This is a genomic window from Flavobacterium fluviatile (assembly GCF_010645065.1).
GTDB classification, from domain to species: domain Bacteria; phylum Bacteroidota; class Bacteroidia; order Flavobacteriales; family Flavobacteriaceae; genus Flavobacterium; species Flavobacterium fluviatile.
This window is the reverse complement of the sequence record NZ_JAADZW010000005.1, coordinates 129299-154245: the sequence shown is the minus strand read 5'-3', so window position 1 is coordinate 154245 and position 24947 is coordinate 129299. Positions and strand designations below refer to the sequence as shown.

At 33.6% G+C, this 24947-nt stretch carries 16 protein-coding genes; 2 read left to right on the top strand and 14 right to left on the bottom strand.

Annotated features, from left to right (window positions below; translation table 11 throughout):
* Positions 1–355: 355 nt before the first annotated feature.
* From GXM17_RS08180 to GXM17_RS08130, 11 genes are all read right to left on the bottom strand, one after another.
* The gene (locus GXM17_RS08180; protein WP_163398809.1) at positions 356–1162 is read right to left on the bottom strand and encodes a hypothetical protein; all 807 of its coding nucleotides are present in this window, start codon (positions 1160–1162) and stop codon (positions 356–358) included.
* Positions 1163–1368: 206 nt separating this feature from the next.
* Positions 1369–6333 (bottom strand): tetratricopeptide repeat protein, encoded by a 4965-nt coding sequence (locus tag GXM17_RS08175; protein WP_163398808.1) that lies wholly within the window; start codon positions 6331–6333, stop codon positions 1369–1371.
* A 75-nt stretch (positions 6334–6408) separates the two neighbouring features.
* The gene (locus tag GXM17_RS08170; protein ID WP_163398807.1) at positions 6409–7371 is read right to left on the bottom strand and encodes a hypothetical protein; all 963 of its coding nucleotides are present in this window, start codon (positions 7369–7371) and stop codon (positions 6409–6411) included.
* 72 nt (positions 7372–7443) lie between these two features.
* The gene (locus GXM17_RS08165; RefSeq protein WP_163398806.1) at positions 7444–9366 is read right to left on the bottom strand and encodes a tetratricopeptide repeat protein; all 1923 of its coding nucleotides are present in this window, start codon (positions 9364–9366) and stop codon (positions 7444–7446) included.
* 6 nt (positions 9367–9372) lie between these two features.
* A complete protein-coding gene (locus tag GXM17_RS08160; RefSeq protein WP_163398805.1) occupies positions 9373–10431 on the bottom strand; it encodes a hypothetical protein in 1059 nt (352 codons plus the stop codon).
* 117 nt (positions 10432–10548) lie between these two features.
* The gene (locus GXM17_RS08155) at positions 10549–12420 is read right to left on the bottom strand and encodes a leucine-rich repeat domain-containing protein (RefSeq protein WP_163398804.1); all 1872 of its coding nucleotides are present in this window, start codon (positions 12418–12420) and stop codon (positions 10549–10551) included.
* A 46-nt stretch (positions 12421–12466) separates the two neighbouring features.
* Positions 12467–12643 (bottom strand): TPR end-of-group domain-containing protein, encoded by a 177-nt coding sequence (locus tag GXM17_RS08150; protein ID WP_163398803.1) that lies wholly within the window; start codon positions 12641–12643, stop codon positions 12467–12469.
* 170 nt (positions 12644–12813) lie between these two features.
* Entirely contained in the window at positions 12814–13998 is a 1185-nt protein-coding gene (locus tag GXM17_RS08145) for a hypothetical protein (RefSeq protein ID WP_163398802.1), read from the bottom strand.
* Between the two features lie 216 nt (positions 13999–14214).
* Complete coding sequence (locus tag GXM17_RS08140; RefSeq protein ID WP_163398801.1) at positions 14215–15897, bottom strand: hypothetical protein; 1683 nt, start codon at positions 15895–15897, stop codon at positions 14215–14217.
* A gap of 81 nt (positions 15898–15978) precedes the next feature.
* On the bottom strand, positions 15979–17187 hold the full coding sequence (locus GXM17_RS08135; RefSeq protein WP_163398800.1) for a hypothetical protein: 1209 nt from the start codon (positions 17185–17187) through the stop codon (positions 15979–15981).
* A 328-nt stretch (positions 17188–17515) separates the two neighbouring features.
* Positions 17516–19705 carry a glutamine synthetase III family protein gene (locus GXM17_RS08130; RefSeq protein ID WP_163398799.1) on the bottom strand — a complete coding sequence of 730 codons (2190 nt, stop codon included), beginning with the start codon at positions 19703–19705 and terminating at the stop codon, positions 17516–17518.
* A gap of 429 nt (positions 19706–20134) precedes the next feature.
* On the opposite strand from GXM17_RS08130, the gene GXM17_RS08125 reads away from it, so the two are divergent.
* Complete coding sequence (locus GXM17_RS08125; protein ID WP_163398798.1) at positions 20135–21151, top strand: glutamine synthetase beta-grasp domain-containing protein; 1017 nt, start codon at positions 20135–20137, stop codon at positions 21149–21151.
* A 274-nt stretch (positions 21152–21425) separates the two neighbouring features.
* The gene (locus GXM17_RS08120; RefSeq protein ID WP_163398797.1) at positions 21426–22394 is read left to right on the top strand and encodes a TerC family protein; all 969 of its coding nucleotides are present in this window, start codon (positions 21426–21428) and stop codon (positions 22392–22394) included.
* A gap of 64 nt (positions 22395–22458) precedes the next feature.
* Here the strand turns inward: GXM17_RS08120 and GXM17_RS08115 are convergent, their stop codons facing one another.
* The 3 genes from GXM17_RS08115 to GXM17_RS08105 all read right to left on the bottom strand — a co-directional run bounded on the left by GXM17_RS08115 (position 22459) and on the right by GXM17_RS08105 (position 24923).
* Complete coding sequence (locus GXM17_RS08115) at positions 22459–22977, bottom strand: hypothetical protein (protein WP_163398796.1); 519 nt, start codon at positions 22975–22977, stop codon at positions 22459–22461.
* An 88-nt stretch (positions 22978–23065) separates the two neighbouring features.
* The gene (locus GXM17_RS08110; RefSeq protein WP_163398795.1) at positions 23066–23932 is read right to left on the bottom strand and encodes an alpha/beta hydrolase; all 867 of its coding nucleotides are present in this window, start codon (positions 23930–23932) and stop codon (positions 23066–23068) included.
* Positions 23933–24050: 118 nt separating this feature from the next.
* On the bottom strand, positions 24051–24923 hold the full coding sequence (locus tag GXM17_RS08105) for an AraC family transcriptional regulator (RefSeq protein WP_163398794.1): 873 nt from the start codon (positions 24921–24923) through the stop codon (positions 24051–24053).
* Positions 24924–24947 lie beyond the last annotated feature (24 nt).

Here is a 24947-nt window from a genome sequence, read left to right as displayed (position 1 = left end):
ACATTAACTTAAATATAAATCTGTCTAAATCTGCTTTAATCTGTGCAAATCTGCGTGAAAAACTAATACGTAAAAGGATTTTCGCAGATCAAATTAGATTAAATCCTTAATGAAGCTATTTTATTCTATTTCTCCCAATGAGTTATTTTTTTTATTATTTTTTTATTCTACATAACCCCTATGTACTTTACAATGCAGACATTCAAAAGCATAAAAATTAGTTGTTATTCAGATATGATTCAAATGATATCAATTGATTGTGCGGAAAATTTATAGTTTAAATATTCTCTGCTTAAAATTAAGTGCTTTGTTTCTACAAAATTCTGACTGAATTATTTATACTTGCCTTAGATGTCTAATTGGTAGATACATTCGGTTCTGACAATTGATACTGCTGCACTACTTTATTATTGATATACAAATCAACTTTATTGTCAGGATTCAGTACTATTTTTACTGGCAAAACCACCTTTTCACGAAGCCAGAAGCATAACCCTATCGTTTTGCCCTCTTTTTCTTTGCTCCAATTGTAATCAAAAGGAAAATCCTGCCTAAACATACCTGTTTTATCAGAATAGCAGGTAAAGATTAGCCTGTCAGTATCTCTCGGAATGACGGGATACGGTTGTTCATTATCGTTTGGACTTATGGAACAGGTAAGGCTGTTTACTGAGTTATTAAAAGCTATTTCCCTGATCTGGTTGTTTCCAGATTTATTTATCAACTGTATCTCGCAGCTGCTGAAATTTTCCTGATAAACAATGGCGCTATCAATACACTGATACACATAACGGCCTATGGAAAACAGCACAATAAAACCGCCCAAAAATAACCAGACATTTTTTGGAAGCTGTGTTTTAGAAAAATAAGCAACTATAAAAAAACCGAAAAGCAACGAAGTAAAAACTACTGTTATGGGAGTTACATATTCAGATATATCAGGGCCATTGCTGCCGCCGTTTGGAGTTGCATTACTTAGCGAAACATACAATCCTGCAATGACAATTGCTATAAAAGCTGTTGCTCCCAATGCAATCGACCAATGCGTAAACCTCAATAACAGCCATTGTACAACGGCAATTATGAAAACCATAATAATTAGCATTCCTGTCAGTTCAATAATATCCGGATTCATTCTTTTATTTAATAATTTTTTTTTCAATGTTTTTTTACTTATAACTTCCGTACATCTTCACAATAGCAATTAATGCCATTAGTCAAATCTTTGGAAACTGCTCTTGTTTTTGTTAGTTCTTTAGAAATATTGCTATGAACTTGAATACCTCTACATGTTTTTATTCCTTCTCTTTCGTCGATTATTTTATATTCTCATATAAATTATTATTGCTCATCTTTTTTGTTTAAAAATTACAAACTTGCCAGTATTCCTTTACTATCAATAATCTCTTTCAGTATAAAAGCTTCGTTTCCATTAGCAATTGCTGATTTTGCATGTTGCAGCGCTTCTTTGGATTTTCCAAGTTTATAATAAATTTCGGCTACATTGGCAATATACATTGGATCTGATGGTGCATTGAGAGCGGCTTTTTTGAAATAAGGCAAGGCTTCTTCGTAGCGTTCTTCTGCGTCGAGAGCACAGCCGGTTAAATTATAAAGACGTGCCAATGCCGTAATATCGTGAGCGGATTTCTCAATAAAATAATCCTGTTGCGCCAGATATGCAGGAATTCCTTCCCGTAGCCATAACAACCTGGCTTTTAGAAAATAGGCTTGTGCCATAGCAGGATCCATGACTAATACAGCATCTGCTTTTTGTTCAGCAATATTCCAGTCCTGATTTTTCAGGTCGTTCCATGCGGCCTGCAGCAAGGTGTATTTATTTTTATCTTTTAGGGCTGCAACGTCAATTATATCAGGGAATAATTCTTTATTAGCATGCATAGCAAAAATTAGTGATTCTGTCACTGATGCCAGTTCAGGTTTTTTTAAGATATGCTTATAAGTGTACTCAATAATTTCTTTAGCCAATACCCGATCGTTTGCAAAGGAATCTTCTAAAGAGATATTTTTTGCCAGTCTTTTGATATACTCTGATTTGAATGTATCTCCAAAAATTTCCGTGCCGTGCTCAAGGATTGCTTCAATAGTTTTGTTCCAGGATTCGGTATAAAGTTCCAGTGGTTCTTCCAATAGCCATAAAGCACCTTTGTCCTCTTTGTAATATTCTAATAAACGCTTCACTTTTGCCTTTCTGTAAAGTGCAACCAAAAAAGCACTTTCTTCCTCGTAGTCTTCATCGTCCAGTAACATTGAGCCATATCTTTCCTGTTCTTTTACAGCCTTTAATAATTTTTCACCGAGACATTCCGGCATTTCTTCATGACCTAATTTGTTGAGCAGGTCATAGATATAAGGAAGCTGTTCCTGCGCATCAATCTGTACAATGCCGTCGGTGTTATTTTTAAAATAGTCATATTTTTCGAGCAATAAATCTTCAAAAGGTCTCAACACTTCTACAGGCAGGATTGACAGATCAATGCCTGTATAATATCCTTTATATGTATTGTAATTTATACCCTGACTGATGAGCTGAAAAATAAATTCGGTTAAGCCAGGATGACTGAACTGGCCATACTTATACGCAATACGCAACTGTAGCTCTCTGTCTTCAAATGTATCTATATTGGAGATCAGGAAGGAACGAATCTCGGTATCATTTCCAAAATTATCCCACATCTGGTGGTAATTATTTAAAAAATAAGAGATTAATAATCTGTGATCCGGGTATTTGATTACTGTTTGATTTTTGGATTCAGATGCTGGTTCTTCTTTTTTTTCTAAATTATAATGCAGGTATCCAAACTGCATGCCGTTGAAAAGAATATCCCGAACCAGCTTACGATCCTGCAATAAGCATAAAATTTCAAGTGATTTGGTTTTCAGATAATTAGTTTCATCTGTATTTTCCAGATATTCAGCAGGCAGTGTTTCCTTTTCTTCTATAGCTTCTGCATCTTCTGTTTCGGGGTTGCAATAAGGGTCAACAATATATTGTGGTAAGCAATACCATTCTTCATATTCATATTCATATTCATATTCATATTCATATTCATATTCATATTCATCTTCATCATACATGTCGGTATTATCAATGTATTCATAAGTCTCCTCAATATCACATACCTCATCATGTGATTGAAACATCCTGTTTGTTAATCCGCCTTGTGCGACAGGAATAGTGATTTTTTTATTTAGTATATCCAAAAGTTCGTCCAGCAAGGAATTATTTTCTAAAATATCATTACTTAGCTGCCGGATGAGGTTTTCGTTTTTACTCAGGATGATCTGCCAGACTGTTTCTTTTTTTTCTTCTTTTTTCTCAGCATTATTAATACGAAATGGTTTCCACGGTGCCGTCGGATCATTCAGGTAGGTCTTTTCACTGTCGGTTAACAGTAATACATGTCGGGCCGAGAGCTGCCTGAACCTGCGATGCTGCAATTGTGCAATAATCGTTTCCGGATCATACACAAACTGCATTTTCATAGGATTGTATTGGCATTCCAATACTTCCTGACAATATGAATGGATTAAAAATGTGCTGGAAATTATAGGCAATTCGTGCGGTTGCGTACTATCGTTTAAGATAGCTAAACTAGAACATGCGTGGAATGAAATATCAATATGCTGGTATAATTTGTTGTGTTCCAGTACTACCTTTCCGATGCTAAAGTCCGGATGTTTTTTATCTATATAGTCAAAGCAGGTATGTACCATTTTTTCAATGTCTTCCTGCACATTTATTTGTTCAGGTACCGGACATAATTCTTTTTTCCAAAAAATAATTTCATATGGACCATAGGTGATTAGTGAATCTTCGAAATAGGCAGTACAAAAGTTAAAAGCCGCACATTCATAATACCAGTTATCTCTATTCAGACATTCACGCCAGTTGGTATAAACAGCCTGGTCATTTTTAAGGTCTAATGTTGTTAATAAAAATTCTTGTCCAGTGCTTATTATGGGAACATCCGGTTTATTTGTGAAGAAATACGTAGGTGCCAGATCTTTTTCGACCAGGCTAATCCAAATTGGCTTTGACGGATTTTCTATGTTATACAGCGACTGGCTAATCATGTAGTTATCAACAAAAGCCACATACATATTGTCGGGTGTTTTGTTTTCTTTTATTGTAGATTGTACGACAGGGTTGATTTTATCTGATATATCGATAAGAATTAATAGGCCAGCACCTGCGCCTGCAACCAAAAGATTATTGTGTACAAATAAATGATAGCCCGATTGGATGTAGAGCGAATCCGAAAGGGGTGCTGCTTCAGGAGTATGCAGATTGTAAATCTCCAAATGTCTGTTATTACTTGCATACAGATAACCGTTGGCTATTGTAAAATTTTTATAATCTGGTTTTACTTTTTTGTTTTTAAAAATAACGGCTGTTTGTTCAATCGTTTGTTCGTTTACAATGTAAGATACAATTCCGTGCTCATTATCACACATATATACCAGTCCGTCAAGATAGACACAGGAATTTATTTTGAGCGTTGACGGAAGTATTAATTGTTGAAGAATTTCTACCGATTTCTCCTTTCTGATTCTGGCAATAATAAGTTCTTTTTCATTTTCTTTTCTCGTGGCTATAAATGTTTCAGCAGAAAGCGGATAGACCCATTCATACGCTGTTACCTCTATTTTGTGAGCTACATAATAGCAGTGTTCATAAGTTGTTTTTTGTATTGGTTTTATAATTTCGTTTGTTGTATTCAGGGAATCAACCTCAATCAGTTTGTCAAAAGCAGCATTACGCTCTGTGTGTGCAATCTGTTTTTCATAAGCGTGTAGCAGGTATTCTGTATGCTTTAATTCCTGTAACAATATTATTTTTTCAAAAGTTTCGTGTGTAGGTACAGACTGTAATTGCAACAATGCGCTTTTGCTGTCATGCATTGCAGCATATACTTTAGTAAGCACTACAGATAACAGACGAAGTGTTTCGTTATCTCTGCAGGCAGATAATAGTGATGTCAGTTTTTCTTTTAATGCTTTTAAATCTTCAGTTTCGAGTGGTTCTCTGAGAAGCCACAGCGTATCCATCAACTCCAGTTTTGACAGTTCTGATTTCGTTTCTAATGTGACACCTAAAGCTTTATATTCTTCCTTTCTGTCTAAGAAAAATAAAGCGCATAAATAGTGCATTTTTTGAAAATCGGGAAGCACTTTTACGGTATCAAATAAAGCTACAGACTCCTGAAAACGATTTTCAAAAAATAATTTATCTGCAAAAAACCGAACTGCCGGTTCGTGTTGTGCATTTGTTTTGGGTATTTGGCTGAGGTAGTATCTGTATGCAGTTTCCCCGTAACCAAAAATGGTTTGTCTGTTTTTAAGTGTAATCTCAACGTTGTATTCTAAAACAAGATCAAACCAGTTATCAAATACCATTTTTTCTGTTATCGGATTCGGAATATTGTCAACGGATATTATTTTTTCGGGACAGGACTGAAACATGCTTTCAAAAGCCTCGTAGAAATTTTTAGAAGATGGTGGACCAGCAACGGCTTTTTTTCTGTTGGGTTCCAGAATATAATTTTGAAATTCATCTGTTAATCTGAAATGTATTTCGTTATTTTTCCTGTACATAAAGGCAATATCCGAAACATCGTAACTATAGACTTCAGACTTTGTACCGGATTTTTTCAGCATGGTTCCTTCACAACAAAATAATGTAAAACCGCTTTCTGTAACTCGTATGTAATGGTCAGAAAATTTGTTGTTAGGAACAGTCAGCTCTGCATCATAAAAAGTACCTGCTCCTTCAGGGTTATTAAATCCGTGCAGCAATATCTTTTCTTCCTTGTCAAAGGTTAAGGCGTGCGTAAAAAAACCAACGATATGGTGAAAATCTTCTTGCGAAAAGGAAATAGCTGCATTTGCAATACCTGCTTCAACTTGTAGCAGCAGTTCTTCCCTCAGGCAAACTAAAAAAGCCACATAGGCTTCGTCAAGAGTGTCAAGATGCCCAAAGTTTATAGCGGGCGGTGCTAATGCATATTTTTTTTCTATTTCTTTGGCACTTATCAGGCAATAAGGATCTGTCAAATGTTGTTTCTCCAGCGCTTCATCTGCGATATCAAGCCACTGCGATATATTAATCATTCCAATAACTGCTGCATATTCTTTATCAAAATACGGAGCCCAATCATCACTGATATACACCTCTAATTTTTGAAAGGAATCATCCGGACACAATATAACCCTGCGTATAGATTCAGTATCAATCTTTCCGGCAGTAATTGCCTCCCGGATGATTCGGATCAATTCATTTGTAATTTTATATTGAATAGTAAGCTGCATATTTAAATTATAAATTGTGAATAAATTTTACAGTTGTTAGCTCCCTTTAATATCAAAAAAATATTGGTCCTGGTTTTAGAATGTCATTCCAAATTTTATTTTCTTCTCTTCTTCACTAATGGTTATTTCTTTATTCTCCGGGCAATCTATCAAAATGGCATCTTTATAGAAAAATTTGACGCCTCCATTTGAATAAAGATGCAGATACAAAGGCTTTGTCTCCCTGCCCCTAAAAACCTGAAATTTATCTGTCGAACATTTATCCTGCTCATCTATAAATTTCTTAAAAGGAAAGTAAATTTCCACTTCAAAATATTTATGCTCTACATAGGAAAACCATGACAATAAAACTGTATTTGCATTAAAAGGAATCTGGACCATTTCCCTAAATCCTTCTTTATTTAGATAATAATGCCTTGATTTTGTTTTCATTGCCATAAATTCCTTTTGAGAATACGACGCTATGTTTTTCGTTATTTTTATATCAGAAGAATTTCTGTTTGCTGTATTTACAAACTGAATTTTATTTATCTCTAAAAACAGATCAGAATCATAATTAACAGCCAGTAGAACGTTTACAAATTCAAGATCCTGATACTTTTTTGTAAAATAGTATTGCCCCAATTTTAAGGCATAATAGAGCAGCGGTAAACCAAATAAAATAACCAACCATGAATAAAAATGGAAAATGTTGAATTCATTGCTTTTTTGATACAAAACCAATAAATAAAATCCAAAATCAGTTATTAATAAAATAATGAATATAATTAAGAAAGAACAAAACAAGGAAAGAGCAGGTGTAAAAACTGAATCACGATCATTAAAAACCGGGAGATATTTTTTTAAGTCTTTATGAAAATAATTTGCGCTCAGGGCAAGAAAAACATTAAAAAAAATTGCACTTCCTATACCCAAAAAATATAATATCGGATAAGATATGTAAGATGCTATTACCAATGGTAAAACAACATTAGCCAGCAATTCTTCAAAATTGCAATAGACCGGTTTTACTTTTTTGTATAATTTGTATCTTTTCATGAGAGATATTCATAGCAAGCCAAATTTATTGCTATTGAATTTCTCAAACATCACTATTTGTAGTGATTTTTCTTAGGTATAACGAATGCCTTTACTTTCTAAAATTGCATTTAAGGCTGAAGATTCATGTCCTAATTGCTTAGATTTTTCTGCTGCCTGCAATGCCTTTTTCGGATTATTGAGTTTGCAGTATATTTCGGCAAGATTGCAGACATACATTCCGTCTTTCGGATTACTTAAAATAGCTTTTTCAAAACAGGAAAGGGATTCTTCATAACGTAACTGCTGGTCATATAAACAGCCATAATTATTGTATATGTGCGCGAGAGCAGCCGGTTCATGCCGGGTTTTGGCAATAAAATAATCTTTTTTGGCATAGCAGGCTTCAAAACCTTCTTTATACCACAGTAACCTCAATTCTAAAAAATAAGCAAAACCATATCTGGAGTCGATTGCTTTGAGGGTGTCACATTTTTCCTGAGCCAAGTCATATTGTTTATCTGCAACCAAATCCCAGGCTTCTTTATATAGGGATCTTTTTTGCTGATCTTCGTCTATATCAAGCAAATGGTCAATCCTGCTTTGGTTTCGGTATTTATCGATTTGAATTTCCCAATCCGTAAACAGCACCGGTTTTTCCTTTGTTGTAATACTAAATTTTAAATTTATTTTGGATAAATCTTCAAAAGCGAGGTCAAATAATACAGGGATTTCATCATTTCCATTTGTAAGATATTGTATGGATTGATAAAGTTTTTGTGTATTGATATGTATTATCAGCCAGGGAAGTAAAGAATTTCCTCTGTAAACAATCTCCAGTTTTTTTGGCAAAAATCTTAATTTGGATGTTTCAATATCGCTGATTGCAGTTTTGTAGTTGCGAAATGAAACATCAGCTATCTCCAGATAATTATTTCCTCTGAGTCCGGAAACAGTCAGGCTCCATAGAATCAATTTGTTTTCTATCAGAAATCGTTCTTCAATTCCGCCAGAAGATCTTATTTTGTTTACTAATTCTGAAAATCTTTCAGGATTATTATAATACTCATGTGAAGAACGGTGAAGGGCTATTTTATTATTGCGCTCCTCTTCAGTAATCGGGGTTGGACTGCTTTGAGGATGGTCTATTAAAACAAGATCATCATTAAAAAAACGGATGCGGCCATTGGTATGTATCTGCAGATGCTGATACAACGGATTGGTTTTCCTGCCTCTCAAAACTGCCGGAACATCTGTAGGGTATTTTTCCAGTTCTATAGTCAGCTTTTCAAAAGGAAACGGCAATTCGATATCATAATATTTATCCTCAATTATCGAATACCAGGATATATAAAGAAAGTCTGTACCCACGGGAATGTGGACACCGCTGTTAAAAACATTCATTTCTAAATAATGGTGCAGGACATCTTCTTGCCTCAATTTCGATAATTCGTCTTTTGAATAGAAACGCTGAGGTTTTTCTAATTTGATATCCGACATGGTTTTCTTTGAACTATTTACAAGCTGTATAGCATCTAAAACTATAAGCAATTCCCTGTCGTGATGCACTTTTAATTGCAATTTTACATACTTTACTGCATTTGCTCTTACTTCTAAATAATAACGGCCATACTGAAAAGCATAATACAAAACCGGACTTCCCAATAAAATAGCTAACCATATCTTAAAATAAAGCGCATTAAATTCCCCTGTATTTTGATAGAGTACCAGCACATACACTCCATAATCTCCAAATAATAATAAACAGGAGGTAAGGCCAGTACTAATTAATAAACTAAATGGGACATCTACATAAGATTTACCATAAGAATACACATAAAGGTTTGCACAAAACGAAATAATTACATTAAACAGAACCGCTACAGTAATGCCAAAAAAATAAAGCAGACCGTAAGTGATAGCAGAAGCCAGTAATACAGGTACTATCAGGAAAGACATTTCGGTACTAAAGTAAACCTCTTCTGTCTTTTTATAGAAGCTGTAATTCTTGTTCATTTTCGATTATTTGATTTCAGTATAATCATCCGGATTTTCAATTACGGGTTTTGGCATTGGCTCATAAGAACCCTGGATTTCAGTTTTTGCGATTCCTGTTTTTTTGTTAACTGCGTATTTGCCAAAAGAATATTGATTATTAATGTCAATATAATAATTTTCCTCACCTTCGTAAACTGTATTTTCAAAATTAGCAGAGAAGCTTCCAAAATTTTTCTTTATAAATTCAATTGCCTTTTTGTCTTCTTTAGTTTCAATATAAAATTCAGATTCAAAAGTATCATCAAATGGCGAAATTCCATCATTATTCAAATTCACTGTTATATCGTATGAAAAACGTTTTTCAGGGTCAGTACCTAACGGAATATATCGTATAACTCTTTTAAATTCAACCCAAGTGTTTTTGCTGTCCACCCAAACTATAGTCTCATAATCATCAAAATTTAATTTTAATAAGGGCTGCTTTTCTTCTATTATTCCTTTAGCTATACGAATAACGGCATTTTTTGTTATTCGGTTAATTTCATTTTCATCAGAAAGTTTTACCATTTCTTCTTTTTCATAAACTGATTCTAAAACAGGTCTGGCTGCCGGTGCTGAAAAGCTGCCTTCCATTACACCTGATTTAAAACCGGTCTCTTTATTTATAAAAAACTTACTAAAAGAAGTTTTACTTTTTTTACTTATCCAATAATGATCTTCATTTTCGGTAATTGTAATTTCAGCGTTTGATTCCTTTGGAAAATCGGTTTTACTTTTAATAAAATCGAGTTTCTTTTTATCAGCTTCTGTTGGGGTATTAAAAGTAAAATTATAACCGGATTCAAATGGCAAAATTTGATTTGTAATGAGGTTTACCGTTATATCATAATACTGAAAAGGCTCAGCATTTAAAGGAATAAACCTGATGTATCTTCGAAATTTGACCAGTATTTCTTTACTGTTTCCCCATGCCGTTGCCTCAAAATCATCCGGATTGATTATCACAGAAGGCTGTTGATTTTTCAGAATTTCTAAAGCCAGCTGAATAAGTTGTTCTTTGCTGTTCGATTTTAAATGCTCCATTTTATACTTTTTTGTTGGCTGGGCAAAGGAAATACAGGTGCTAAAAATTAAAATCTGTAGTAGAAAATCAATTTTTGCTTTGCTTTTTTTCCAAAATATGGTCTTGTTTTTTGCCATTTATACTTTACCTGCTTTTTTTTCTTTCTGTAAAATCAATTCTAATAAGTCCGAAGAAGCGATTTCTTTCATTTGTTGCAATAATTCTTCAAAATAGCCTGAACTAAAATAATCTCTTCCCTCCTCTTCATAGCTAAAAAAGACATCCAGAATTTTATTTTGTAATTCTAGATCTGAAGTATTTTTTAAAGCCGGTATGAATAACGTTTCCATTTCATCCCCACCCTCGATATTGAACATATCAGCCGATGCATTTTTCAGCAGTTCGTAAAGCGCTTCGGAAGTAAATTGCGGAAACAAAGTATCAATCAGCTGGTCATGAACCGTATGTCCCCAGAACCTGTGCCCTGCATCATAATATTCACAAGCTTTGTAAAACTGATTTACAATCTGTTTTTGTGTCTCTGCATTTTGTCCTGAAATGATCTCTTCAAGAACAATTAAGGCTGCATTGTAATTATCATAATTTACAGATTTAAAAGTCATTCCAAAAATGGCAACCAGGGTTTTATCAGAAAGATTTTTTAAATGCTTTTTAATACCGCTATCTAAAACCTCAATAAAAGTAATTTTTTCATCTATGGTTTTAATGTTAAAATATCCCGCCAAAGGATTCTTACTTCGAATGGAGTTTGCATCTATATATTCGGATAATTTCAAAATAGTTTCTTCAAATTCCTGAAGATTATCTGTGGCTAACTGGGTGATTATATCATTGATGTTGATTGGTCCGGATTTTTTATCCTTTTCATTCCAGTTTATCATTACCTCATCATCCGCTTTCAGTTCTTTGATAGCAGGATGAACCAAAACCGGAGTAAAATCCTGAACCCTGTAACAACGGCTTATGTCGAGTGTTTCTAATAATACAAGCGATGAGATTGCGTCAACAAATTCTATGAAAGTTGATGAAAGATTGAGGCTTTTGAGAGGTAGTCCTTTTAATCCATCCAGATTTCTCAAATAAATGCTTCTTTTGAGATTTAGCTCTTCCAGCATCGAAAAATTAGAAAATCCGTCACAGTTTTTTAAAGCTGAATTTCTTAAACTTAGCTTTTTCAATTTCTTTAATGAGAGGATAGGTTTAATATCAAAAAGATCAACAAGGCCTATATCCAAATCCTCAATATTTTCCAGTTTGCCTATTACTGCAGGAATCGGAGTTTGCTTAATTTTTCTTTCTACGGACGAACTTTGAGAAGTATCAGTATTTAAATGTAGTTTTTTTAATTTTTTTAAAGAGGCTAAACTGTCTGGTAATTTTGAAAACTTCTGATTGATTTCCAGTGTTTCTAAATTTTCCAGTTGTGTAATTGCTTCAGGAAAACCATTGAATGTATTGCCTTTTAAAACCAAATTTCTCAACTGCTTTAGATTGCCAAAGGAATTTGGAAGCATAATGAGTCCTAATGACAAAAGATAAAGTTCTTCTAATAATGGTAAACTACCTATTTCATTAGGCAGTTTTTGATTTTTTAATGCAGTATTTGGACCGCTCATTACAATGCGTTTCAGATTTGGAAAAAGAGTTATAATTTCCTTCGTGTCTTTCTGTACATCCTCAACAATGGTATGAAATTCTTCCAATAATAGCATTGGTTTCATTCCGGCAAAACCGCGAAAATTCCAAATGACTAAAACCTTTATATTTATAAATTGTTCTAAATTATCGGGAGCTTCAAACACATCACTGCCAGATTTCCCAATAAATTTTAATATAGTAATCTTTTGATAATCCTTTATAGCGAGAGGAATCTCTATTTTATCAGTGTAATTTACGAATCTAATACTTGTGATTTCACTTAAATTCTGAACTGTAGAGAAATTGAATTTTTCTGTTGCTAAATCTATGCTCAGTTCGTTTGCTATCATTTTTATTTGTATTTTTTACTAAACTCAATTATTAATTTGTCTTAATTTACTCTTCGTCAATAGCCTTTAAAGAATCGGCATCCTTCCAGTATTTTTCAAAATCAGTATCATCTAAAAACTGCTGTTTCATTTTTCCTAATCGAATGGCTTCTTTAATATAAGCCTGCATTTCTTCTTTTCTGCCAAAATAAGCTAATTCACAGGCAAGATTATAAGCAAGCAAGACTTCTGTTATTTTTATTAATTGCTGAGCTTCGTTGTAAACTAAATTAAAAACGTTTCATCATTTACTTTTACAGCTACAACAATATTAAAAAAAAAAACCTGCTCCTTTTGTTTCTATTAACCTGCGTGTTCTCTAGCAAATCGTTTACCTCACGACTAATTATTGTTTTAAAATTTTCTATGTGAATATTGTGCTTCTTTGAGGATTAATTCTTTCATGTTTTTTATTGTCAATCCCTCCTTTTGGGAGATTATTTTAGCATTCTCGTATTGGATGTATTTGTATTTATCCGGAGATTGCTGTTCTATAAAAAATCCTCTAAACGGATTTCCTTTTTCATCCAGATATAAAACTGCATTGGTATCAATACGTCTATCCGGTTCCAGAAAAAGCGAATAATCATTGCCGCCTTCATTAGATAAATAAGGAACCGGCTGACTGTTCATCATTAAAAAAACTCTCGAAATCAGATTAGAATTTGATCCATAACCTTCATTATATAATTCTTTCTTGGTTTCCAGACTGGTATTCTGAACTGCTAAAATGCTGTCATTTAGAAAAAAGTATGAAATAGATCCTTTTGAATGTTTTATTTTCTGAGAAGTATCAAAGTAACTGAATTGATATTTGGTGATTAATTTGTTTTCTACTTCAAAAAGTACTGTACCGTTTTTTGCATCTTTAAATTCAACTGTAATGCTTCTGAATTTGTTGTCTATTGCCTCATCTTGTACATTTGGCATACTTTCTTTATAAATGGTATAACCATTAGACAAAAATTTAAGTTTAATTAATTCTGCGTAATGTACCGCCATGATCCAGAAATCTACATTTGTAACTTTGCCGTCTTTATAATATTCTGAAGCTATAAGATGTGCGTCATCTAAACGAAATTCTTCTTTGTGAACCAATCCGTTTTGGGGTTTGTTGTTTTTATAAGTTGTTTTGGTAAACTTTATATTAAATTCCTGACCTTCATTACTTATTAGATCCAGTAGCGAACAGGTATATTGAGCCATGAATATTCCGTTTTCATAATAATCTATCAGCGGAATTTCAAATTCATTTCTATAAACAAAATAGCCTTCATAAGGATTTCCGCTTTTGTATCTGCCAACCAATTCTTTTTTACCTTCTACAAAATAACGGTAGTTTGTTGCCTCAATCAGTTTTCCTTCTTTATATAAATGTTTGTATTCTGTCTTTTCATCATAAGAACTATGAATTAATTCACCCTCACGTTGTCCAGCCTTATTGAGCTTTTCCTGATCGTATTCGTATTCTATATTTCTGTTTTGGGAGTAAATGGTTATACATTTAATAAAAAGAATTAGTAAAAGAATTTTTTTCATTCTCACTTAATTTTAAGTTTTAACTGATTCACAAAAGTATAGTAGGAAAATGCCGCAGCTGTCATTATAAATAATGATTTGTTATAATAGCACATCCCATTTTAATAGATTCATAAACCTATTATTATTTAACTGTTAATGTGCTGAAATTTATTATTTTATATATCTTTTGATTCAAAAATGAGTTGATTGGTCGGTTACCATTTCGTCGAAATCTTAATCGTATTCTTCTCTGTAATATTCATACCATTCGCCTAACTGAGGAGAGAATGCTTTTGTTTTTTTCTTGATTACTTCTACAGAACATGTTTCTTCTATGTATTGAATTACATTTTCTCTAATAAATTCATTATAATCCGGATCTTCAATTGCATCCAGATATTTTATTATAGTGTCTAAGTAAGTTTCGCCTTTTTTTGCTAATTCAGATACAGCATGACAAAAAACAGCTTCTTCTTCATTGCGGTACAGATATTTAACAGAATTATTATCCATTAATTTTTCAAGGATGGTTTGAACTAATTCTGGCGCAACTCTGGCAGCTTCGGCAAAAAATTCAGGCTCTTGTAATGCGTTTTCTTTAGCGTCACTAAATGTAAATAGTACTATCTTACCAATTCCTGCCGCTTTTAAATCTGAAGCCATTGTTTCAATTCGTGCAAGTGCATCGATAATGCCTTGGTTTGTAGAAAGATCCTTTACCTTTATATGAACACAATCACGGACTTTAATTTCTTTTAGATTTTCTTCTGAGTATGTGAGATTATATAATTCATCCAGATTTGTTACTTCTAATGTTAATGGTATCGTTGATTGCGAATCGGCAACATCAAGATTAGGTGTTGTCGTTTGGTAGTATTTTCCATCAGTCAGTACGATGTTTGTATTGTCTGCCAGATACAAATGCGAATGGAAGTGGCCCTGGGAGAAAAGGCCTGCAGCCAAGCAGTTAGGCATTAAATTCGTTACCAGTAACGGAGAGAGTGTAAAGTCTGAATTTATTTTTCGAACAATCCCTCCACGCCAGCACAACCATATACCATCTTTAACTACTTTAATTGTATTGAGATTTTCTAAAAATTCTCTTTGCATATCCTTGTAATCACTGTTTCTATCCGAACCAATGAAAAATTCTGCCATTTCTTCACCAGTATTCTCGTAGTACCTCAATTGGTTTGTTGGAAAATCACGAACAGACAAAATATGTGTTATATCAAAAGTATTCAAATCAAAAAATGCAATTCTATATTCAAAAACTACTTCGCCCAAAGCGTTTTTTTTGTTTGAAACATCATCGTATAAAGGCATTATGACTCTATTGTTCTCTATGTCAATTACAGGTTTGAATAAATCAAAAGAGTATTGTGGAGCAAACTGCAATTCGAACTGATCCAGTTTTTTAGTTTCCGGATTCAATACGGAGTAGAAATGCTTGTAATTTTTTTTATCATCTATTCTTTCCCAGTCGTGTTTGTAAAACAACAGACAGCCATCTTTCCTAATTTCGAGATTTTCTTTATATATATGTGGTAATGACAAGGTTTCTATTTCATAGTTTTGAAGATTTAGCATCGCTAAATAATTGTCGGAATCTTTCTGATAGGCAACATATAGTTTTGATTTGTCCAATGAAAAAACTGCTCTTGAATTTATCCTCCCATTCAGTTTATGATCTACTAATGTGGTTTTGATATCGGCATCATATAAACGTATCCAGCCATCCCAATTGACGAGTGCAAATCGTGATTCTGTATAAAATTCTTCAAAAATAATTGGTTCACTATCTCCATTTAATGAAAAATTCCAATAATTTACGTAGCTATTGCCTGATGCTTTGAAAACCTTTATATGGTTCACACCTTTTTGTTCTGTAAAAAATTTGTATTTTTCTTTACTCATTTTTCTTTATTTTATTGTTATCTTCAGAATAATTAGTCTTTTGGTAATTATTTGGAATTAAACATGACGCTGCTTTTTATTCTATGAAACTGTAAAACTATCTGAAATAGTTATTGTCCAAACATACCCATTATCCCGATCCCGAAGGTGGCTGACATTTCCAAAAATGATAATTTTCTTTAAATCTTCCAATCTTTGACTTTGAGGAAAAATATCTTTGATCTGCACGTAGCGATTATGGAATTCCGGTGCATCCTGAATTAGTAATTCGAAACCGGTTTTAGTAAAATTGAGATATTTTATGCTTTGTTTCCAGATTCCATCCGAAAAATGATTCAAAAGTATAAATAAACCATTGCCCTGTCCTGCTACCAAAGTTTCTCCAATCAACAGACAATTATTGTCAGTACCCGGAATCAGGCTATGAATTTTATAAAGCTGAGGGAAATTCATCAGGATGCTTTTAAAAGATAAGATAGTTCCGCCTGCAGTTACTCTTCCAAACAAAGGTTCTGAAAAACCTGTGCCTGAATTAGTTTGGTCTGATCCTGAAAACCATACACCATCCTGAATAGTTTTACCGTTTTGAGTTTTATAAAACGGCACCATTTTATGTATTTGCTGTAAATCTTCAGCACCGTATTGTCCCAGGCCCTGATTCCAGATTAAAACATCATCATTATTATATTTCGAAATACCATAATCTTCAGTCAGATAATAATTTTCTGAATCAGAATCCTGAATTTGAGACTTTATCTTTTTAGGATTTGACTGATCTATATCCTCATCAATAAAACCAGAATCTGTTATTGTTACTTTGCTTTGCCATTGTACAGGAACATAATCATCATGACCTCCAAATGGAACACATTGATACCAGCTTCCACTAATTAAAAATGAACCATCTTTTTCTTTTTGTATGGTATGTATTTCTGTGGAATATCCCTTGTCAAATACTTGAGAAGTTATAATGGTATTCTCCTTAAATAAAATTAATGCAGCACCGGAATACAAACTGGAAAAATTGCTTCCCATCAAATAAATATTCTCATTTAGATTGTAAATACAATTCCATTTTAAGTTTTTAGAAACTTTATATTTATCTTTAATCCTTAAGGTGTGTCTGTCAAATACGAAAATTCGCTGAACTATAGATTTATATTCTTCAGTAATCCAAATATTCATTAAAACAAAAAGGTTATTGTCAAAAGTGCTCACCCGGAGCATTTCAACATGATGAATATCCTTAAATTTTTCTTTTAAACTGAGGGAACTGATTGATATTTCCAATTTATTACCAATTTAATTAGAGCAATTTTTCATGGCTGTTATATTTATTCATTTCGAAAACAAGAAAGTGAGCTCTATGCGGCCATTTTCAAAGAGATCAGGTACATATTTTCTTTATATCATAAACACAGAAATTGTCCGGAATTGCTTTTCTTTTATATTCATATAAACTTTATATGCTTCATGACGCAGTCTAAGCAAATTTAACTTTAACTTAAGCAGATGGAGTCACTATAAATGATGATTTTATACTTTATAAACTTTAGAAATAAAAAAATGCCTTTCCGGTAATTTAGGAAAGGCATATAAATAGTCTAAAAAATTTATTTTATTTAGTAAGCAAAAGCTCTCTGTATTTAGTCAACGTCCAGCTTTCGTCATCTACTAATAATTCGAGTTTATCACAATGATTACGGATATCTTCAAAATAAGGCTTCACTTTGTTGCAATAGGCTTCAGCCATTTTTTGAGCATCTGTCAAATTATTTGCTGATTTTCTTTCGTTGGTCATCGCCTGCACTTTTGAATTGATGCCTTCTATATGACCCGAAATTTCTTTGATCAGAATGATTTGTTCTTTGGCAATAGTTTCAAATTCTTTACCGAAAATTTCTTTCAGTCCTTTTACGTTTTCAATCAAAGTGTTTTGATAACGAATTGCGGTTGGAATTACATGGTTTCTGGCAATATCACCTAAAACCCTGCCTTCGATCTGAATTTTTTTAGTGTATTCCTCCAATTCGATTTCATAACGGGCTTCAGCTTCAATATGATTCAGAATGCCTAATTCTGAAAACAAATCCAATGCTTGTTTAGAAACTTTTGCCTTAATTGCTTCAGGAGTGGTTTTAAAATTGCTTAAACCTCTTTTCGCAGCTTCTTTTTCCCATGCATCGCTGTAACCATCCCCTTCAAAAAGAATTTTTTTGGACTCTTTTATATATTCTCTCAAAACATTAAAGATTGCTTCGTCTTTTTTCAACCCTTTGGTATCAATCAGAGCATCTACTGCAATTTTAAAATCTCTTAATTGCTTTGCTACAATAGCATTTAAGGTAGTCATTGCATTCGAACAGTTTGAGTTTGAGCCAACTGCCCTGAATTCGAATTTATTTCCTGTAAAAGCAAAAGGAGATGTTCGGTTTCTGTCGGTATTATCCAGAAGGACATCCGGAATTTTACCAACCACGTTCAGTTTTAAATCGGTTTTTTCCTCAGGAGATAATTTTCCGGTAGTTACACTTTCCAGTTCCGTTAAAACTTTTGTCAGCTGTTCTCCAATGAACACCGAAATAATAGCCGGTGGCGCTTCGTTTGCTCCTAACCTGTGGTCATTACTGGCTGTTGCGATAGAAGCTCTTAGTAAAGTTTCATAATCGTTAACTGCTTTTATGGTATTAATAAAGAACGTCAAAAATTGTAAATTGCTCATTGGCGTTTTACTCGGACTCAATAAATTAACTCCGGTATCAGTCGCCAGTGACCAGTTATTGTGTTTTCCTGAACCATTAACACCTTTAAACGGCTTTTCATGAAACAACACTTTAAAATCATGACGTTCCGCTACTTTTTGCATCACATCCATCAACAAAGAGTTATGATCCACAGCCAGATTTGTTTCTTCAAAAATCGGTGCCAGCTCAAACTGATTCGGCGCTACTTCATTATGACGCGTTTTTACCGGAATTCCCAACAACATACATTCCTGCTCTAAATCTCTCATGTATATTAAGGCACGTGTTGGAATAGATCCGAAATAATGATCATCCAACTGTTGCCCTTTTGCTGAAGTATGCCCTAATAATGTTCTTCCTGTCATCATTAAATCAGGACGGGAATTTGCCAGCGCTTTGTCTATTAGGAAATACTCCTGCTCCCAGCCTAAAGTAGCCGTTACTTTTTTTACATTTTTATCAAAATACCTGCAGACTTCTGTAGCCGCTTCATCCATTGCTGATAACGCTCTTAATAACGGAATTTTATTATCTAAAGCTTCACCGGTATATGCAATAAATACAGTTGGAATACATAAAGTCGTTCCGTAGATAAAAGCCGGAGAGGTTGGATCCCATGCCGTATATCCTCTGGCTTCAAAAGTATTTCTGATTCCGCCGTTCGGAAAACTTGACGCATCCGGTTCCTGCTGAACCAATTGCGCCCCTCCAAATTTCTCTACAGGATCACTGCCGTCATATGAAGTTTCAAAAAAGGCATCGTGTTTTTCTGCTGTGGTTCCGGTAAGGGGCTGAAACCAGTGTGTATAATGTGTAACACCTTTTGCCAAAGCCCATTCTTTCATTCCCATGGCAATATAATCGGCCAGCTTTCGGTCTATTTTAGTTCCGTGCTGAATGGCATCTCTAACTCCTTTAAATGCGTCTGAAGTCAAATACTGCTTCATTGCTTTCTCATTAAAAACATTTGCCCCGAAAATAGTTGACTTCCTGTCAATCTCCTCAAAATGTACAGGCTTTCTTGATGAAGCTTCCTGTAAGGCCTGAAAACGTAATGTTGACATGTATATAATTTTAAAAAATTCGTAATAATTTTGATTCAAATAAAGAGGAACAAAGATAAAGAATAAATAAGCCTTTTTAAACTATAAGTTTTAGATTTTTGAAAAGCATTTTAGCAATAAAAAAGACATTTTGTAAAGAATTCCGAAATAGTTTTAAAGAAATATAACAAAACATACGAATATTACTCAATAAAAAAACAATTTTTCACAATCAGAACAGAATTTAATTTAAAAAACACATGTGTTTATTACGAATTTATTTTTAAAACATTAAAAAATTGCTATTTTTTAAATATACCCCATTCAAAATTGCGCTTATGTAAAAAATTATATCTATCGAAACAAAATGCACCCCCTAATTTTTACGGCTTGAAAAATAAATCTATATTTGACCCAGCGAAAAAAACAAAAAAATTAATTTATATTATTATGGCTAAAATTAAGTTAGAGTACATTTGGTTAGATGGATATGAACCAACTCAAAATCTTAGAAGTAAAACTAAAGTTGAAGAGCACGAAAATTTCAAAGGAACATTAGAAGAACTTGGAAACTGGTCATTTGATGGTTCATCAACAAGACAAGCTGAAGGAGGATCTTCTGACTGTTTATTAGTTCCAGTTGCAATTTACCCAGACCCAACCCGTATCAACGGATGGTTGGTTATGTCTGAAGTTATGTATGCTGACGGAACACCACACCCTTCTAACGGAAGAGCTACAATTGATGATGATAATGATGATTTTTGGTTTGGTTTCGAACAAGAGTATTTCATCATGGATACTAAAACTTTATTGCCATTAGGTTTCCCTGTTGGAGGATATCCTGCTCCACAAGGTATGTACTACTGTTCTGTAGGTGGAAAAAACACTCACGGAAGAAAATTAGTAGAAGAGCATGCTGATTTATGTATCGCTGCAGGAATCAACTTCGAAGGAATTAACCAGGAGGTTGCTTGTGGACAATGGGAATTCCAATTGTTTGCTAAAGGAGCTAAAAAAGCCGGAGATGAAATCTGGGTTGCCCGTTACCTTTTAGATCGTTTAACTGAGAAATACGGTTACTATATTGAATACCACCCAAAACCACTTGGAGATACAGACTGGAATGGTTCAGGAATGCATGCTAACTTCTCAAACAGTGTATTGAGAGAGTGTGGAGACCAGGCTACTTACGAAAGAATTTGTGAGGCTTTCCGTCCTGTTACAGCTGAGCATATCGCAGTTTACGGAGCTTACAACGATCAGCGTTTAACTGGTAAACACGAAACTGCTTCTATCCACGATTTCTCTTATGGAGTTTCAGACAGAGGATGTTCTATCAGAATTCCTTTGATGACAGTTCAAAAAGGATGGAAAGGATGGTTGGAAGACAGAAGACCAGCTTCAAACGGAGATCCATACAAAATTGCTGCAAGAATTATCAAAACTGTTAAATCAGCACTATAATTCAAAGCTTAATTTATATTCTAAAAGTGTCATCATTTATTTGATGGCACTTTTATTATTTAGTGGTAAAAGCATTTCGACTTCGCTCAATGTGACAACCGTTAACCTAGATGCTCTTTTATCAGTTCGATCGGAGTTGAGAACCTTACCACACTCACTTTTTCACTTTACTTTCAATCAAATTTTCCTAATTTTAAAAGTAAGTTTCTAATAAAATTACTTTTTAAGTTAAACTTCAAAACTTATCTTTGTAAATCATTTTAAAAAAATCATCATGATAGTCTGGACTTTGTTTTTACTGGCCGTAGTTTTTATACTCGCATTAGATTTAGGTGTATTCAACAAAACACCACATATCATCAGTACAAAAGAGGCCAGCAAATGGACACTTATTTGGGTATCATTATCTTTCCTTTTTTCAGGAGTAATTTACTGGCTTTACACCACAGATTATATTGCAAATCCGGATAATCTAAAACCCGCAGTCGCTTCAATGAAGTTTATTACAGGCTATTTAATTGAGCTTTCTTTAAGTGTTGATAATATTTTTGTAATTGCCATCATTTTCGCTTCTTTCAAAATACCTCAAAAATACCAGCACCGCGTTTTATTCTGGGGGATCCTGGGTGCAATTGTCTTCCGTGGATTAATGATTTTCTTTGGTGTAATGCTCATCAACAAATTTACCTGGACGACCTATTTGTTTGGCGCGTTTTTATTATTTACAGCCATAAAAATGTTGTTCTCAGGTGAAGATGAAGATTTTCAGCCTAAGGATTCATTCATTTACAAAACATTAGGGAAAATAATGCCCATTACGGCTGAAACAGACGGTGAGAAATTTTTCATTCCCACTAAAACAGCAAAGAAAGCCGCTACTCCCTTATTCGTTGCCTTAATTGTAATTGAGGTTATGGATGTTTTATTTGCCGTTGACAGCGTTCCGGCAATCCTGGCGATTACTTCTGATCCGTTTTTAGTATTCAGTTCTAATATTTTTGCTATTCTTGGATTACGTTCTATGTATTTCTTCTTGGCAAATATGCTCGCAAAATTCAGTTATCTGGAATATAGTTTAGTTGCTATTTTAGCTTTTGTGGGATTAAAAATGCTGCTTCACGATTATATTCACCTTCCAGAATGGGCTTCATTAGGATTTATCGCTGTTTCACTTTTAGTTGGGATTTTGGTTTCCCTTAAGTTTGGAAAAGAAAAAGAACTTACGGATTTAGATTTAGACTAATTTCTAAAACATATTCATAAAAAAAGGAAATCTTACGATTTCCTTTTTTACCATTTCAATTAATTTAGTTTAACTCTTTGACATTACTATCATCAATATTATACTTTTTAATAACCGCATTATAATCCGAATAGTCTTCTTTATTAACAGATTTTGCCGAACCCGTAGGAGATCCAGGAACAATTACAATTCTAAAAGTTTGATTGTTTAAAAACTGCGGAGTCAAACTTAAATTATAATTACCACTAGCATAAATTATAAAATGCTCATTACTAAAATCAAAATCATAATCAAGTTCTCCATTGGCTGTATAAATGGTTCTTGGAATTTGTTGCCATATAGGAGCATTTGTACCATTTATAGTTCCTATTTTTCTATAAATTAAAATAACATCATCATTAAAGAGTAAAGGATCTAATTCTTCATATATATTATATCCATCTGTAGCATTATAGCCGAAATTTACATTACTTAATTGAAAAACTTCACTAATTGTATCATAATCAACATCATTATCATCATCCGAACAACCGGAGAATGCAAATAATCCAACAACTGCAAAAAGGGTCAATATCTTTTTCATAATTTTTTATTTTAAAATTTATATATTAAAGTTAAACCAAAAATCAAACCAAAAAAAGTTTTTGAGCCACTTCATTATTAAAATCCTATCATTTTTTTACAACTTCCTGATTTTTAAGCAGTATTTTATTAAAAAACAATACATGATATGGCAATGCATTTTCCCAATATTCCCAGGTGTGCGCGCCGGGTCTTTCCGTATAATCATGCTCTACCTTATTGTATACCAGTCTTCTGTGCAGTTCTTTATTTGGTTCTATTAAAAAATCATCAACACCACAATCAATAATCAGTGGCAGTTTATTGGCTTTTATTTCATCTATCATATTTAAAACGGCATGCCGCTCATACATTTTTATGTCATTACTCCTCTCACCAAAAACAGGTTCAATTAATTTAAGCACCTGAGCAGCAGAATCCCGATTCAGCATTACACTCATGTCGACCGCGCCACTCATGCTTCCGGCAGCACAAAATAAATCAGGATTTCTGGCGGACAAGTACAATGCTCCGTGACCTCCCATAGAAAGTCCGGTAATGACACGCCCGTTTTTATTGGCAATGGTTCTGTATGTTTTATCGATTTTCTGAATCACTTCTTTGGTAATAAAAGTTTCAAACTGGCTTCCTGTATTGACCGGACTGTCGATATAAAAACTAAACGTTTCGCCTTCGGGCATTACAATAATCAGATTATATTGGTCTGCTAAGTTTTTTACAAGTTCTTTATTTGGTGTATTTTTCAGCCAGTCACCAAAATGTCCGTAAGCACCATGCAATAAATACATTACTGGGAATGCTGTTTTACTTTTAGCATATGAATTAGGCAGTACAACAGCTGCTTTGTAGGTTCTATTCATTGTTGTACTGGCAACCTCTAATGTATCCACTTTCGCAGCATAACAGTTTCCGACACTGATTATACAGGCAAAAAGCAGTATTTTAAAATGTCTCATAGTTTTTTATAGTTTTAAGTTTTTATGAATCATAAATATAAATCTTTATGTTCAAAAAAGGCATAAAAAAACCATCAGCTAAATTGATGGTTAAGGTTTGGCACGCTAAAATTAGTCTTTACATAATAGTAGCCCTGTGCTCTTGTCTGTATTCTGAAGCGCTTTTTCCTGTATATTGCTTAAAGGACTTACTGAAATGACTGAAATTATTAAATCCACTTTCATAACAAACCTCATTTATACTGATAGGTTTTTCTGCTAAAAGCTTAGAAGCATGTACCAAACGGTATTCATTTACGAATTCGGTGAAGGTTTTATTGGATATTTTTTTAAAATAACGGCAAAAAGACGGTGTTGTCATACTCACCAGTTTAGAAATTTCATCTACTGATATAGGTTCCTGAAAATGATCTTTTACATAACTAAATACAATATTCATCCGGTCATTGTCGGGCACCTGCATTTCCATCAGGAATCCATCTGCATTTAAAATAGTATATTCTTCAGAAGAAGCCAGATCTTTTAAGATGCTCAAAAGAGTCAGGAAACGTTCAAACGGAGATTTGTTCTCCATCAGTTCCATTCTGGTTCCGATTAACTTTTTCGTTTCCCCACCAAACGCAATTCCGGCTTTGGCCTGTTCCAGCAATTTTTGAATTTTTTTCATTTCAGGTATACCAAAAAATTCATTTCCCAAAAAGTCTGGTTTGAAATGAATCACAGTTTCGTCTTTATTACCTGTTTTTTCGTTGGTAAAACCACAATGAGGCAAGTTAGAACCTATCAAAATCAACGAACCATTGGTGTAATACGAAATATGGCTTCCTATCTGCCTTTTCCCAGCACCGCCATTTACAAAGACAATTTCAATTTCGGGGTGGTAATGCAGTAAATGCGACTTACTATTAGTCTTATGCGCATGTTTGGTATAGGTAAAAGAACTTCCGTATGAGTTTGATATTATTTCAAGAGCTGGGGCAATTGGTTTCATTTCAAAAAGATTAAATAATAAAAA